We start from the raw sequence: 14,202 nt of genomic DNA, 5'->3' as shown, positions 1-14,202 counted from the left end.
TTATCTAGTTTTCAGGGAACGAATTCCTGACAACCTCATATGGCCTAGTGGTGATAGCGGAGGGGAAACACCCGTTCCCATCCCGAACACGGAAGTTAAGCCCTCCAGCGCCGATGGTAGTTGGGGCTAGCGCCCCTGCAAGAGTAGGTCGCTGCTAGGCGAATCCCCCCTGCTGTATATACAGCAGGGGGTTTTTTATGCATTCGTTTTGGAAAAAAATTTTTGCATTAAATACTCGTTCAACAATAACGGAACTTTCTCCGCCGATACCGAAAGGAATTGGAGGATAAAAATGTACGCCTTGCTCGAGTAGGAGTGAAGAAGCTCACTCCACCATTCGGTCTCGTAGCGGGAAATCATGCTTAGGTTGTACAGCAACAAGTAATGGGCATGAATCTCCGGGAGCATAAAAATTTTCTCTTTCTTGGTCGGGATATAGTATGTTCCGTTAAGGTGAAATAAAAATGGGCCCTCTCCAATGAAAGACAGAGATGACTCGGTCTCAAAATAAAGAAATTCCCCTTCTTCCCTCAAAAAGACAAGTTTTCTTCCTTGCCCTTCTCCACTGATATATTGGATAAAGCGGGGCAAAGACATATGATAATGATCTAAAATGGTTTTTGGAATGGCCAAGACCGGGGGGGAAGCGGTATGTACAATTGGTAAAGATAATGGCTTTTTCCGTCCGTCTAAGGAAAAAAATGTTTCGTGCAACTCGCAAATCCGTTGCAACAGTGTGCCCATGCGAAATTTTTCCCCGGCTTCTTGTTTCACATGAAACATTTTTTCAGAAAAATGTGTGAACAAACCGTTTTTTTGAATTTTGACTTCGTCATCTAAAAATTCATAGCCTTGTTTTTTTCGCTTTCTCGTCGACACCCCGTGAGCCAAAACGGATGTCGACTCCGGGTAGTCGGGGTCGACGGTAAGCAGGCAGGCTTTTAAAAGCTGCACCATTCCATAAAATAAAAGAACCGGCTTGATCGACAACGGCGCCTGCTGGGCGACGGTATAAAAGTTTTGCCCGTGTTCCAAATAATACAAAAACGGATAACAGTTTGTATAACTTCGTTGGACTGCGTCATCGCGTTGCTGCTGCCTGTAGCATTGCTGCAGAAAATGTTGGGCCGTATCCGCGGAGCGGAAGACAGAAAGGCTGAACGCCCGATTAATATTTCCGAACATTTTTACCCCCCTTGTGGCTGAATTGTAGGCAAATAACTGAAAAGTTGGACATTTCTTTGATTCCTTGACAGTAGTTTAACCAGTTGTTAAGCTACTAATAATATTTCCGGACAAGGGGGAGAAAACATGTGGGAAGCGAAATTCGCGAAGGAAGGATTGACGTTTGACGATGTTCTTCTCATTCCGGCAAAATCTGATGTGCTGCCGCGCGATGTTGATGTCACGACGAAGCTAAGCGATACACTGCAGTTGAACATCCCGATTATTAGCGCTGGCATGGATACGGTCACTGAGGCGGAAATGGCGATTTCGATGGCTCGGCAAGGTGGTTTTGGTGTTATTCACAAAAATATGTCGATTGAGCAGCAGGCAGAGCAAGTTGACAAGGTGAAACGTTCGGAACGCGGTGTTATCACCGATCCGTTCTTTTTAACACCCGATCACCAAGTGTATGATGCAGAACACCTAATGAGCAAATATCGCATCTCAGGTGTGCCGATCGTCAACAATGCCGAGGAACAAAAGCTTGTCGGCATTATTACGAACCGCGATTTGCGTTTTATTCAAGATTACTCGATTAAAATTTCCGAGGTAATGACGAAGGAGAACTTGATTACAGCCCCGGTAGGAACCACGTTGGAAGAAGCGGAAAAAATTTTGCAAAAGCACAAAGTGGAAAAATTGCCGCTTGTCGACGAAAATGGAGTGTTAAAAGGGCTCATTACGATTAAGGACATTGAAAAGGTGATTGAGTTTCCGAACTCGGCGAAGGACGCGAAGGGGCGGCTTGTCGTTGGGGCGGCTGTCGGGGTGACAGCGGACACGATGCTCCGTGTTAAAAAGCTTGTTGAAGCGGGGGTTGACGTCATTGTCGTCGACACGGCACATGGGCATTCAAAAGGTGTTCTCGAGACAGTGGCCAACATCCGTCGCCAGTACCCGGACTTGAACATCATTGCAGGCAATGTCGCGACAGCTGAGGCGACGCGCGACTTGATTGAGGCGGGTGCGAACATTATTAAGGTCGGGATCGGCCCGGGATCGATCTGCACGACGCGGGTTGTCGCCGGAGTCGGGGTGCCGCAAATTACGGCTATCTATGACTGTGCGACGGAGGCGCGCAAGCATGGTGTTCCGATTATCGCTGACGGTGGGATCAAGTACTCCGGCGACATCGTGAAGGCGATCGCGGCTGGAGCGCACGCCGTCATGCTTGGAAGCTTGCTCGCCGGCGTCTCGGAAAGCCCGGGTGAGACGGAAATTTATCAAGGACGTCGCTTTAAAGTGTACCGGGGCATGGGATCGGTCGCTTCAATGGAGCGCGGCAGCAAGGACCGCTATTTCCAAGAGGAAGGGAAAAAGTTTGTCCCGGAAGGCATCGAGGGACGCGTTCCATACAAAGGGCCGCTCGCCGATACGATTTATCAACTCGTCGGTGGACTGCGTGCCGGTATGGGTTACTGCGGGACGCGAAACTTGGACGAATTGCGGGAGAAAACGCAGTTTATCCGCATGACGGGTGCAGGACTCCGTGAAAGCCATCCGCACGACGTACAAATTACGAAAGAGGCGCCAAACTATTCCGCATTTTAAGCGGGGTTGCGCCAATCGGCCTAACTTTGACGGGGATATGTCCCCCGTCTATTTTTTTGGCTGCCCTTGTGTTACAATAACGGTTGTGTAAGGAGGGTGTCGACGTGAAGACGAGGAAAAGAAACTGGTTTTTTTGGCTGCTGTCGGTTTGTCTTTGTTTGACGTTATGGCCGTTTCAACAGACGGTGAAGGCGGAGAGCGCGCCGCTTGACATTCGGGCGGATGCCGCCATTTTAGTGGATGCGCAAACGGGGAGAATTTTGTATGAAAAAAATATCGATACTGTACTCGGCATCGCCAGTATGACCAAAATGATGACTGAATACTTGCTCCTTGACGCCATTAAAGCGAAGCGCGTCAAATGGGACCAAACGTATACGCCAAGCGATTACGTGTATCGGTTGTCGCAAGACCGAGCGCTGTCTAATGTCCCGCTGCGCAAAGACGGACAATATACCGTTCGCGAGCTGTATGAGGCGATGGCCATTTATTCAGCGAACGGGGCAACGGTTGCGATTGCTGAAATCATCGCCGGTTCGGAGAAAAATTTTGTGAACATGATGAATGAAAAGGCGAAACAGCTCGGATTGAAAGATTATAAATTCGTGAATGCGACAGGATTAAGCAACGGGGATTTAAAAGGATTTCACCCGGAAGGGACAAGCCCGGATGAGGAAAATGTCATGTCTGCGCGGGCCATGGCCACCCTTGCCTACCGCCTGCTGAAAGACCATCCAGAGGTGTTGGAAACGGCGAGTATTCCGCGTAAAATGTTCCGGGGAGGAACAGAAGACGAAATAAAAATGGACAACTGGAACTGGATGCTCCCAGGGCTTGTGTACGGATATGAAGGGGTAGACGGATTAAAAACCGGTTATACGGAATTTGCCGGCAACTGCTTTACCGGAACGGCGAAACGGAACGGCGTCCGTCTCATTTCTGTTGTTATGAACGCGAAAGATGCGAGCGGAAAAACGACAAAAGAGGCACGATTCGAGGAGACAGAAAAACTATTTAACTATGGATTTAATCAATACTCGCTCGAAACGCTTTATCCGAAGGGATATCAGCTGAAAGGAAAGAAGACACTTCCAGTCGTGAAAGGGAAAGAAAAAGAAGTTCGCGTCGCGACAGCAAAAAAACTATCGCTGTTAGTGAGAAATGGCGAGGAAAAGCAGTATAAGCCGGTATATGTATTGGATAAGAAAAAGATGACAAATGAAGGAAAGTTGACCGCCCCGTTGAAAAAGGGAGAGACGGTCGGGTACATGACACTCGAATACAACGGGGATGACTCCCTTGCCTTTTTAACCCCGGATATGCAAAAAAATATCCGTGTGCCGCTTGTTACGACCGTCGAGGTAGAAAAAGCAAACTGGTTTGTGCTCTCCATGCGTGCGATCGGCGGGCTGTTTGCTGACTTATGGACAAGCACTGCGAAAACGGTGAAAGGCTGGCTGTAAAACGACTCCCCTGTCGGGGGAGCTTTTTTCCATTGTGATTTTTGTAAAAATTGAGGTAAAATAAAACAGTGGAATCATCCTTATTGTGTATATGCCAAAGCATAAGGATAGGAATAGGGGGAATCAACATTGGCATTGACAGGGACGGACCGCGTCAAACGCGGCATGGCGGAAATGCAAAAAGGCGGCGTCATTATGGACGTCGTCAACGCAGAACAGGCTAAGATTGCTGAGGCGGCAGGGGCTGTCGCCGTTATGGCGCTCGAGCGCGTTCCGGCGGACATTCGTGCTGCCGGCGGTGTCGCGCGCATGGCTGATCCAACAGTCGTGGAGGAAGTCATGAACGCCGTGTCGATTCCGGTCATGGCGAAAGTGCGCATCGGCCATTACGTCGAGGCGCGTGTCTTAGAGGCACTCGGTGTCGATTATATTGATGAAAGCGAAGTATTGACGCCGGCCGATGAAGAATTTCATATTGATAAACGCCAGTTCACGGTTCCGTTTGTGTGCGGATGCCGCGACTTAGGGGAAGCCGCCCGCCGTATTGCCGAGGGAGCATCGATGCTGCGGACAAAAGGGGAACCGGGGACAGGCAACATCGTGGAAGCGGTGCGTCATATGCGCAAAGTCAACGCGCAAATCCGCAAAGTCGTCAGCATGAGCGAGGACGAACTTGTCGCTGAGGCGAAACAGCTCGGGGCTCCGGTTGAAGTGTTGCGCGAAATTAAACAGCTTGGCCGCCTCCCGGTCGTCAACTTCGCTGCCGGCGGCGTCGCGACACCAGCTGACGCTGCGCTCATGATGCATTTGGGCGCAGATGGCGTCTTTGTCGGGTCAGGCATTTTCAAATCAGAAAATCCGGAAAAATATGCCCGTGCGATCGTCGAGGCGACGACTCATTACGAAGACTATGAGCTGATCGCCCACTTGTCCAAAGGATTGGGCGGCGCGATGCGGGGCATCGATGTCGCGACATTGTTGCCGGAGCATCGCATGCAAGAACGCGGCTGGTAAGCCGGGTAAAGGAGCAACAGAACAATGAAAATAGGTGTACTCGGATTGCAAGGGGCCGTGCAAGAACATGTCCGCGCCATTGAAGCGTGCGGCGCCGAAGCGGTCGTCGTGAAAAAGCCGGAGCAGCTTGCTGAACTTGATGGACTCGTGCTCCCGGGCGGCGAAAGTACGACGATGCGACGCCTCATTGATCGATACGGGCTTATGGAGCCGCTGAAGCAATTCGCCGCTGATGGCAAACCGATGTTTGGGACATGCGCCGGGCTGATTTTACTGGCAAAACGAATCGTCGGCTACGATGAGCCGCATTTAGGCTTGATGGATATTACGGTTGAGCGGAACTCATTTGGGCGGCAGCGGGAAAGCTTTGAAGCTGAGTTGTCGATTAAAGGGGTCGGCGACGGGTTTGTCGGCGTCTTTATCCGCGCGCCGCACATTGTTGAAGTCGGCGACGGGGTCGATGTCCTCGCGACATACAACGACCGCATTGTCGCGGCCCGACAAGGTCAGTTTCTCGGCTGCTCGTTCCATCCTGAGCTGACTGATGACCATCGATTGATGCAATATTTCTTAAATATGGTCAAGCATTCGAAAACGGTATCGAGCCTTTGATACATGGGAAAGCGATGAGAGGAACTAGTAGCAGGCTCCTTCCTTTCAGAGAGCCGGTGGGTGGTGCGAACCGGCAGGAAGCGCTTGTGAATCCATCCTCGAGCAAAACGCTGAACACCGAAGCGGTCAGTAGGCGTTTTCGGCAGCCGCCGTTACCGGCATAAGCGGAAGGCATGAATGCCTTCAATAAGGGTGGCACCGCGGGATCGCTCCCGTCCCTTTTGGGGACGGGAGCTTTTTATCATCCTTGAACCGAGAAGCCCCCACTTCCACGCGTGAGTGTAAGCGGAGGATGAATCGGGATTTGCCATCACTCTTTCTCTTGCTCTCACAGAACAGAAGGTGTAAAATGAAGGGGTATAGAACACACGTTCTTGTATGTGGGAGGAAAGATGATGCATAGAGTCTACCGCTTTCGGTTGTATCCCACCGCAACATAAGCGAAGCTCATCAACTAAAAAAATCGCCGACTGTCGGAACGATTTCCTGCATAAGTTGTCCACCCGCCCTATCCACGAAAACGAAGAGGTGTGTGGAGGACTTGCGTGTTAAGAACATGCAAAAGAATCGCAGGCTGGCTGAGGGCATTTCCGATTCCGCGTGGGGGTGCTTGCTTCGAATGCTCGAGTATAAATAGATGGGAGAGCGTTCAAGTATAATAAATGGTGGATAAGGAGGTAACACGAATGTTGGATGTGAAAGTGTTGCGCACTCAATTTCAGGAAGTGAAAGAAAAGTTGATGCAGCGCGGCGGAGATTTGGCGAACATCGACCGGTTTGAACAGTTGGACAAAGAACGCCGCCGTTTGATTGCTGAGGTGGAAGAGCTAAAAAGCAAACGCAATGATGTGTCGCAGCAAATTGCCGCCCTTAAGCGCGAGAAAAAGGATGCGGAGCCGCTGATCGTCCAAATGCGCGAAGTCGGTGACCGCATTAAGCAAATGGATGAGCACATTCGCCAACTGGAAGAAGAACTCAACGCCCTGTTGTTATCGATTCCAAATATTCCGCATGAATCAGTGCCGGTCGGCCAGTCGGAAGAGGACAATGTTGAAGTGCGGAGATGGGGGGAGCCGCGCTCGTTTTCGTTTGAACCGAAGCCGCATTGGGATATCGCCGACCAACTCGGTTTGCTCGATTTTGAGCGGGCGGCTAAAGTGGCAGGAAGCCGGTTTGTGTTTTACAAAGGACTGGGAGCGCGTCTTGAGCGGGCGTTAATCAACTTTATGCTCGACGTCCATCTTGATGAGTTTGGCTATCAAGAGGTGTTGCCGCCATATATAGTGAATCGGGCGAGCATGACCGGAACGGGGCAGCTGCCGAAATTTGCGGAGGACGTGTTCCACTTGGATAGTGAAGACTATTTTCTCATTCCGACAGCGGAAGTGCCGGTGACGAACTTGCATCGTGACGAAATTTTAACGGCCGACGACTTGCCGCTTTACTATGCGGCGTACAGCGCCTGCTTCCGCGCCGAGGCCGGTTCGGCCGGCCGCGACACGAGAGGGCTCATCCGTCAGCACCAATTCAATAAAGTTGAGCTCGTCAAGTTCGTAAAACCGGAGCATTCATATGACGAGTTGGAAAAATTGACGCGCCAGGCAGAAACGATTTTGCAGCGGCTGGGGCTCCCGTATCGCGTTGTCTCCTTATGCACGGGAGACCTTGGATTTTCCGCGGCGAAGACGTATGATATTGAGGTGTGGCTGCCAAGCTATGGCACATACCGGGAAATTTCGTCTTGCAGCAATTTTGAGGCGTTCCAGGCGCGCCGCGCCAATATCCGCTTCCGCCGCGAGCCGAAAGCAAAACCAGAATATGTGCATACGCTAAATGGCTCGGGATTGGCCATTGGACGCACTGTTGCCGCCATTTTGGAAAACTACCAACAAGAAGACGGATCGGTCGTGATCCCAGAGGCGCTCCGCCCATACATGGGCAACCGGGACGTCATCCGTTAAAATCGTTGGTTGACTTTTCCCGGCAGCCGTGTTATAGTGAATGACGTTGGCGACGGAGAAAAAGAGGCGGCGGACGCCGGCCTCGAATGCTTCTCTGCCAAAGCGATAAAGAACAGTACTGACGCGCATAAGAGGAGATTGCCATCCGAAACGGCTGATCGGAACCGCCGTTTCCAGCCATAAAAAAACCCGCCGGGAGAAAGGCGGGTTTTTTTATCTCTTTGGCGCGGGCGGCCTTATCTTTTGACGACTGCAAACTGGTCGGAAAGGAGCAGCCAGTTTTGCGGGAAATCGAGGCCCAGTTTCCAATAGCTGACTCCGCGCAGGCCAAGTTCTTTCACGAGATTGAATTTTGCCTGAATGGAGCGGGCGTCCTCAAACCATACTTCGTGCTCGCGCCCATTTTCATCGCGGTAGCGAAAATGCGGCGCCTGCGCCTCGGTGTCGTATTCAATCGCGACGTTATACCTCGCGGCGAGGGCGATGGCCTGCTGCGGGCTGATGGCGCGGGCGTACGGTCCGCCCGGTACGTACGGCAGTGTCCAATCATAACCATACAAATTTTGCCCCATTAAAATCTTTCCGGGAGGCATTTCCGAGACGGCGTACTCGAGGACACGGCGGACAGGGCCGATGGGGGAGACCGGCATCGGTGGTCCGCCGCTGTAGCCCCATTCGTACGTCATAATGACGACAAAATCGGCAATTTGTCCATGGGCGCGGTAGTCATGGGCTTCGTACCAACGTCCGCGCTGGGTGGCGCTCGTTTTTGGCGCCAGGGCGGTCGACATCATCCATCCTTCCCGTTCAAATCGCCGTTTCGCTTTGCGCAAAAAAGCATTATATGCTTCTCGGTCTTCGGGGCGCAAATATTCGAAATTAAAATGGATGTCGCGCAAGCCATACCGTCTGGCGGTCGCGACAATGTTGTCGAGCAGGCGGTTTTGCAGTGTCTCATTCGTTAAAATGAGCGCGCCGAGCTCGTCGCTGAACTGCCCGTTTTCAATGTTGGCGACAACCATGACAAGCGTGACGCGGTTGGCGCGGGCGATGGCGGGAAAGTCGTCAAGCGGCGGTCCTTGCAGTGTCGCGTCGCGCCGGATGGCGAAATAAAAGGGACTTAAATAGGTCAAATACGGAGCGGCCTCACGGGCGCTCGCTTCCAGTGCCGGGCTGACGGTCGTTCCGCGGGGTTCGATATAAGCGTTAAACTCTGCCCTCCGCTTGGCACCGGGTGGGATGTAAAGCCGCTGGCCAATCTGCAGCGGGGCGTTTAAGGAGAGGCGATTCACTTCCGCGAGCCGCTGCATCGGAATGGAAAACCGGCGTGCAATCGACCATAGACTGTCTCCGGGTTGCACCCAATAAAAACGACCGACGATCGGAATCACGAGCGCCTGACCGACGACAAGACGGTCGGGATTTGGCAGCTTGTTCGCCCGAACAATGTCCTCGACCGTCGTTTCATATGCTTTAGCGATCCCGCTTAACGTTTGTCCGCTCTGTATGACATGGATTTGCATACTTGACCTCCTAGTTGCGTCTTTATTCTCCATATTTTATGATGGAAAGAGAAGAGAAATGACCGTTTGTGCAAAGGGGTATATGATGAGCAACGATGAGTATTACATGAAGTTGGCGATTGAAGAAGCAAAAAAAGCTGAACGGATCGGCGAAGTGCCGATCGGGGCCGTCATCGTTCAAGACGGCCGCGTCATCGCCCGCGCCCATAATTTACGGGAAACGGAACAGCGCGCGATCGCCCATGCGGAGGTTTTGGCCATTGACGAAGCGTGCCGGGTGACCGGCTCATGGAGGCTTGAACGGGCGGTGTTATACGTGACGCTTGAACCGTGCGCCATGTGCGCGGGGGCCATCGTTCTTTCCCGCATTGAGCGGGTCGTATTTGGAGCTAGCGACCCAAAAGGGGGATGCGCCGGGACGTTAATGAACTTATTGCAGGAAAGCCGGTTCAACCACCAGGCTGAGGTTGCAAGCGGTGTGTTGGCGGAGGAGTGTGGGGCGCTGCTGAGCGGCTTTTTCCGCCGATTGCGCGAACAAAAGAGAAATGTTGGCGGAAGTTCCAACTAAAATTCGGCCTGTGTACATTGCATTTTCCCTATAAACGCGCTATACTGATAGTGCCGTGCTAAGCGGGGAGGTAGCGGTGCCCTGTACTCGCAATCCGCTCTAGCGAGGCTGAATCCCTTCTCGAGGTTAGTCTGTTGTGAGGCCTGTCTCAAGTAAGTGGTGTTGACGTCTGGGTCCCGCGCAATGGGATTCCGTGAACCCTGTCAGGTCCGGAAGGAAGCAGCAGTAAGCGGATGCTCCCATGTGCCGCGGGGGCGCCTGGGCTGAGCTAACTGCTTGAGCAACGCTCGGGGCAGCTAATCGACAGAAGGTGCACGGCCTTACATAAGCAGCAAGAGGGTGTCCCAAAAGCAATGGGACACCCTTTCTTCATTGACAAGATGCAGAGGCAATTTGCTTCGGCAACACGATCATATTGTATCTCTTTTAATAGAGAGACGATCTTTTGGGACAGCCTCTTTTTATTTTAAAATAGGGCAGAACGTTATATAATAGTGGAGATGAGAGGAAGAGGAGGGCCGTTTTCCGTGGCATACCAAGCGTTATACCGTGTTTTTCGGCCGCAGCGTTTCGCGGACATGGTCGGCCAAGAACACGTGACGAAAACGTTGCAAAGCGCCCTGCTTCAACATAAAATATCGCACGCCTACTTATTTTCCGGACCGCGTGGGACAGGCAAAACGAGCGCGGCGAAAGTGTTCGCCAAGGCGGTCAACTGTGAACAGGCCCCGGCGGCCGAGCCGTGCAATGAATGTCCCGCTTGCCTCGGCATTACAAACGGAACGATTCCCGATGTGTTGGAAATTGACGCCGCTTCCAACAACCGCGTCGACGAAATCCGCGACATCCGTGAAAAAGTGAAATTTGCGCCGACCTCGGTCCGTTATAAAGTGTACATTATCGACGAAGTGCACATGCTGTCAATCGGCGCGTTTAACGCGTTGTTGAAGACGCTTGAGGAACCGCCCAAACACGTCATTTTCATTTTGGCCACCACCGAGCCGCATAAAATCCCGGCGACGATCATTTCCCGCTGCCAACGGTTCGATTTTCGCCGCATCCCGCTGGCCTCCATCGTTTCGCGGTTGAAATATGTGGCGAACGCCCAGGGCGTAGAAGCATCCGACGAGGCGCTGTCGGCTATCGCCCGCGCTGCCGATGGAGGGATGCGCGACGCGCTCAGTTTGCTTGACCAGGCGATTTCATTCAGCGATGGGAAGCTTCGGCTTGATGACGTGCTGGCGATGACCGGAGCGGCATCATTTGCCGCGTTGGCTGATTTCATTGCCGCCATTCATCGGAAAGATACAGCGGCTGTTTTGCAACAGTTTGAAGCAATGATGGCGCAAGGAAAAGATCCGAATCGTTTGGTTGAAGATTTGATTTTGTATTATCGCGACTTGTTGCTGTACAAAACGGCCCCTCATGTGGAAGGAGCCATCCAAATTGCGGTCGTTGACGAAGCGTTCACCTCGCTTTCGGAAGCGATTCCTCTTTCCGATTTGTACGGAGCGATTGAGCTGTTGAACAAAAGCCAGCAGGAGATGAAGTGGACGAACCACCCGCGTCTTCTCCTCGAAGTGGCGCTCGTCAAGCTTTGCCATCAGCCAGCGGCTGCTGCTCCATCGCCGACCGCTTCTGAACTTGGGCCATTGATCAAGAGGATTGAAACGCTGGAAATCGAGCTGCGCCGCCTAAAAGAGCAGGCGCCTGCCGTCCCGCCGGAGGCGCCTTCTGCGAAAAAAACGGCGAAAGCAGTGAAAATCGGGGGATATAAAGCGCCAGTCGGCCGCATCCACGAACTGTTGAAGCAGGCAACGCACGAAGACTTAGCCTTGGTGAAAGGCCGCTGGGCCGACGTGCTTGACACGTTGAAGCGGCAACATAAAGTGTCGCACGCCGCCTTGCTTCAAGAGAGCGAGCCGGTCGCCGCGAGTGCCTCGGCATTTGTGTTAAAGTTTAAGTATGAAATTCACTGCAAGATGGCGACAGATCCGGCGAGTTCAGTGAAGGAAAACGTCGAAGCAATTTTGTTTGAACTGACGAACCGACGGTTTGACATGATCGCCATTCCGGAAGAAGAATGGGGAAAAATAAGGGAAGAGTTTATCCGCAACAAGGAAGCCAAGACAGAAAAGAGCGAAGAGGAACCGTTGATCGCTGAGGCGAAACGGCTGTTTGGCGAGGAATTGATCGAAATTAAAGAATAAACGATTGAAGGAGGATGCCAAGATGATGCGTGGCGGAATGGGAAATATGCAAAAAATGTTAAAGCAAATGCAAAAGATGCAAAAAGAAATGCAAAAGGCACAGGAAGAGTTGGTGGAAAAAACGGTGGAAGGCACGGCTGGGGGCGGTATGGTGACGGTCATCGCCAATGGCCATAAACAAATTTTAGAGGTAAAAATCAAGGAAGAAGTCGTAGACCCAGACGATATTGAAATGCTCCAAGATTTAGTTTTGGCGGCGACAAACGATGCGCTCAAAAAAGCGGATGAACTGGCCAACGACATGATGGGGCAGTTTACGAAAGGGCTCAACATTCCAGGGCTGTTCTAGGGGGAAACTATGCATTATCCAGAACCGTTATCCAAACTGATTGACAGTTTTATGAAATTGCCCGGAATCGGTCCAAAAACGGCCGCCCGCCTCGCGTTCCATGTGCTGGCGATGAAAGAAGATACCGTGCTCGAGTTTGCCAAAGCGCTTGTTGATGTGAAGCGCCATATTCATTATTGCACGATTTGCGGGCATATTACAGATACAGATCCTTGCTACATTTGTAAGGATGAACGGCGCGATCGGACGATGATTTGTGTCGTCCAGGACCCGAAAGATGTGATCGCTATGGAGAAGATGAAAGAATATAACGGCCTATACCATGTGCTACACGGGGCCATCTCCCCGATGGAGGGCATCGGTCCGGAAGACATTAAAATCGCCGAGCTGCTGGCGAGACTGCGGGACGAAACGATCCAAGAAGTGATTTTAGCGACCGACCCAAACATTGAAGGGGAGGCGACAGCCATGTATTTATCGCGCCTGTTGAAACCGACAGGGATCAAAGTCACCCGCATCGCCCATGGCTTGCCGGTCGGCGGCGATTTGGAGTATGCGGATGAAGTGACGTTATCAAAAGCGTTGGAAGGGCGCCGCGAGCTGTAGAGAGAAAGAAGGTGGGGATCGGTTTGTTATGGCGGTGGAAGGGGAAACTAAAAAGACAATTTGATGAAAAACTAATTGCTGAGCTGCAAAAGGCAAGAACTGAATGGCTCGAACAAAAACAGCTTATCGAAAAAAGTGTTGACCCATCGTTAGAGGTGCTGAGTGCGCTGCAACTTGCGGAGGTGAAATATTTTTTTCTCCTCCGCGAAGCGAAGCACCGTCGCATTACGCTGAGGGAAGTGCGTTAACTTCCTTATTTTTTTGTTCTTTTTTCCCCCGAGTTTCATACGTTTGTAGTACAAGCGTACAAAAAAGGGGGTTCAAACGTTGGAACCGAAAATCGTCATTACGGTGCTATTAGCGCTCATCGCCGTCCTTTTGATTGTTGGCGCTCGCCTTAAGGCGCTTCGCTTTATCGGCTATGTTGCCATCCGCCTCATTGTCGGCGCGTTGGCACTGTTTGTCCTCAACGCCATCGGCGGACATTTTAACATTCATATTCCGATTAACTTGATCACCTCGCTCGTTTGTGGATTTCTTGGCCTCCCGGGGGCCGCGGCATTACTTGTGATTGACCAGTATATTCTATCGTAGTTCCGAATGGAAAGGCGTTGTCTAGCTAACTTGCCTTTTCATTTTTTTTGATAAAAAACTATTGACTTTTATATACATATCAAGTATATTAATAAACGTCGTTAGTTGACATTAGCAAAAAACATATTAACGGCGAAGAAAAAACGTATTGACAGCAAAGTGAATGATAAGTATAATAATAAAAGTGTTCAACATCAATTCAAAAGCTCCTTGAAAACTAAACAAAACGCAAGCGTCATGAAGAAAGGCTGAGGTCCGATATTCCGCCTAAAAGCAACCCACATCCTGCGGATGGCGGTGAAATATCGCCATCCTGGTGATCGCGATGGGCAAATGCTTTTCGCCTGCAGGGATGTTTACATTCCGAAGGCGAAGGTTGTTTGACCCCGGGCGGCGGGCCGAAGCTGGATTAGCCAATCAACTTTCTTTTGGAGAGTTTGATCCTGGCTCAGGACGAACGCTGGCGGCGTGCCTAATACATGCAAGTCGAGCGGACCGGATCAGGGCTTGCTCTGGTTTGGTCA

General features: G+C 51.5%; 13 protein-coding genes, 2 rRNA genes, 1 other RNA gene and 1 other annotated feature. Of the genes, 14 read left to right on the top strand and 2 right to left on the bottom strand.

The genetic code is table 11. The annotated features are described in order from the left end of the window. Positions 1-43 precede the first annotated feature (43 nt). A 5S ribosomal RNA gene (gene rrf / locus ACTVDO_RS16935) occupies positions 44-160 on the top strand. Between the two features lie 35 nt (positions 161-195). Here the strand turns inward: rrf and ACTVDO_RS16930 are convergent. Next, positions 196-1,185, bottom strand: a complete 990-nt coding sequence (locus ACTVDO_RS16930) for a YaaC family protein (RefSeq protein WP_020958264.1) — start codon at positions 1,183-1,185, stop codon at positions 196-198. Positions 1,186-1,311: 126 nt separating this feature from the next. On the opposite strand from ACTVDO_RS16930, the gene guaB reads away from it, so the two are divergent. The 5 genes from guaB to serS all read left to right on the top strand — a co-directional run bounded on the left by guaB (position 1,312) and on the right by serS (position 7,828). Beyond that, a complete protein-coding gene (gene guaB, locus ACTVDO_RS16925; RefSeq protein WP_020958265.1) occupies positions 1,312-2,778 on the top strand; it encodes an IMP dehydrogenase in 1,467 nt (488 codons plus the stop codon). Positions 2,779-2,882: 104 nt separating this feature from the next. Continuing rightward, on the top strand, positions 2,883-4,241 hold the full coding sequence (locus ACTVDO_RS16920) for a serine hydrolase (RefSeq protein WP_020958266.1): 1,359 nt from the start codon (positions 2,883-2,885) through the stop codon (positions 4,239-4,241). A gap of 129 nt (positions 4,242-4,370) precedes the next feature. Beyond that, entirely contained in the window at positions 4,371-5,255 is an 885-nt protein-coding gene (pdxS, locus tag ACTVDO_RS16915; protein WP_020958267.1) for a pyridoxal 5'-phosphate synthase lyase subunit PdxS, read from the top strand. Positions 5,256-5,279: 24 nt separating this feature from the next. Continuing rightward, positions 5,280-5,867 (top strand): pyridoxal 5'-phosphate synthase glutaminase subunit PdxT, encoded by a 588-nt coding sequence (gene pdxT / locus ACTVDO_RS16910; protein ID WP_020958268.1) that lies wholly within the window; start codon positions 5,280-5,282, stop codon positions 5,865-5,867. A gap of 5 nt (positions 5,868-5,872) precedes the next feature. Then, positions 5,873-6,090: a binding site (T-box leader), on the top strand. Between the two features lie 463 nt (positions 6,091-6,553). Next, positions 6,554-7,828, top strand: coding sequence for a serine--tRNA ligase (gene serS / locus ACTVDO_RS16905; protein ID WP_442901923.1), 1,275 nt, complete (start codon positions 6,554-6,556; stop codon positions 7,826-7,828). A gap of 236 nt (positions 7,829-8,064) precedes the next feature. On the opposite strand, the gene ACTVDO_RS16900 is transcribed toward serS, so the two are convergent. Further along, entirely contained in the window at positions 8,065-9,351 is a 1,287-nt protein-coding gene (locus ACTVDO_RS16900) for a LysM peptidoglycan-binding domain-containing protein (protein WP_442901922.1), read from the bottom strand. 85 nt (positions 9,352-9,436) lie between these two features. Here ACTVDO_RS16900 and tadA point away from each other — a divergent pair, with 85 nt between their 5' ends. The 8 genes from tadA to ACTVDO_RS16860 all read left to right on the top strand — a co-directional run. Then, a complete protein-coding gene (tadA, locus tag ACTVDO_RS16895) occupies positions 9,437-9,919 on the top strand; it encodes a tRNA adenosine(34) deaminase TadA (RefSeq protein WP_033008833.1) in 483 nt (160 codons plus the stop codon). A gap of 53 nt (positions 9,920-9,972) precedes the next feature. Further along, an RNA gene (ffs, locus tag ACTVDO_RS16890) (signal recognition particle sRNA large type) lies at positions 9,973-10,237 on the top strand. Positions 10,238-10,446: 209 nt separating this feature from the next. After that, positions 10,447-12,129: a DNA polymerase III subunit gamma/tau gene (dnaX, locus tag ACTVDO_RS16885; RefSeq protein ID WP_442901921.1), complete on the top strand. Its 1,683-nt coding sequence runs from the start codon at positions 10,447-10,449 to the stop codon at positions 12,127-12,129. Positions 12,130-12,154: 25 nt separating this feature from the next. After that, on the top strand, positions 12,155-12,478 hold the full coding sequence (locus ACTVDO_RS16880; RefSeq protein WP_420480329.1) for a YbaB/EbfC family nucleoid-associated protein: 324 nt from the start codon (positions 12,155-12,157) through the stop codon (positions 12,476-12,478). A gap of 9 nt (positions 12,479-12,487) precedes the next feature. Beyond that, the gene (gene recR / locus ACTVDO_RS16875) at positions 12,488-13,084 is read left to right on the top strand and encodes a recombination mediator RecR (protein WP_020958274.1); all 597 of its coding nucleotides are present in this window, start codon (positions 12,488-12,490) and stop codon (positions 13,082-13,084) included. A gap of 23 nt (positions 13,085-13,107) precedes the next feature. Then, on the top strand, positions 13,108-13,332 hold the full coding sequence (locus ACTVDO_RS16870) for a YaaL family protein (RefSeq protein WP_020958275.1): 225 nt from the start codon (positions 13,108-13,110) through the stop codon (positions 13,330-13,332). 79 nt (positions 13,333-13,411) lie between these two features. Next, a complete protein-coding gene (locus tag ACTVDO_RS16865; RefSeq protein WP_020958276.1) occupies positions 13,412-13,678 on the top strand; it encodes a pro-sigmaK processing inhibitor BofA family protein in 267 nt (88 codons plus the stop codon). A 425-nt stretch (positions 13,679-14,103) separates the two neighbouring features. After that, positions 14,104-14,202: ribosomal RNA gene (locus ACTVDO_RS16860) — 16S ribosomal RNA — on the top strand; the annotation flags it as partial.

It is taken from the genome of Geobacillus sp. BK01 (assembly GCF_052220245.1).
Lineage (GTDB): Bacteria > Bacillota > Bacilli > Bacillales > Anoxybacillaceae > Geobacillus.
This window is presented reverse-complemented; position numbering and strand designations above follow the sequence as displayed.

Bases quoted from the DNA above. Each gene is read 5' to 3' on its own strand.
- recR (WP_020958274.1), top strand. From the start codon at position 12,488: ATGCATTATCCAGAACCGTTATCCAAACTGATTGACAGTTTTATGAAA.
- tadA (WP_033008833.1), top strand. From the start codon at position 9,437: ATGAGCAACGATGAGTATTACATGAAGTTGGCGATTGAAGAAGCAAAA.
- pdxT (WP_020958268.1), top strand. From the start codon at position 5,280: ATGAAAATAGGTGTACTCGGATTGCAAGGGGCCGTGCAAGAACATGTC.
- ACTVDO_RS16930 (WP_020958264.1), bottom strand. From the start codon at position 1,185: ATGTTCGGAAATATTAATCGGGCGTTCAGCCTTTCTGTCTTCCGCTCC.
- ACTVDO_RS16900 (WP_442901922.1), bottom strand. From the start codon at position 9,351: ATGCAAATCCATGTCATACAGAGCGGACAAACGTTAAGCGGGATCGCT.
- serS (WP_442901923.1), top strand. From the start codon at position 6,554: ATGTTGGATGTGAAAGTGTTGCGCACTCAATTTCAGGAAGTGAAAGAA.
- guaB (WP_020958265.1), top strand. From the start codon at position 1,312: ATGTGGGAAGCGAAATTCGCGAAGGAAGGATTGACGTTTGACGATGTT.
- ACTVDO_RS16880 (WP_420480329.1), top strand. From the start codon at position 12,155: ATGCGTGGCGGAATGGGAAATATGCAAAAAATGTTAAAGCAAATGCAA.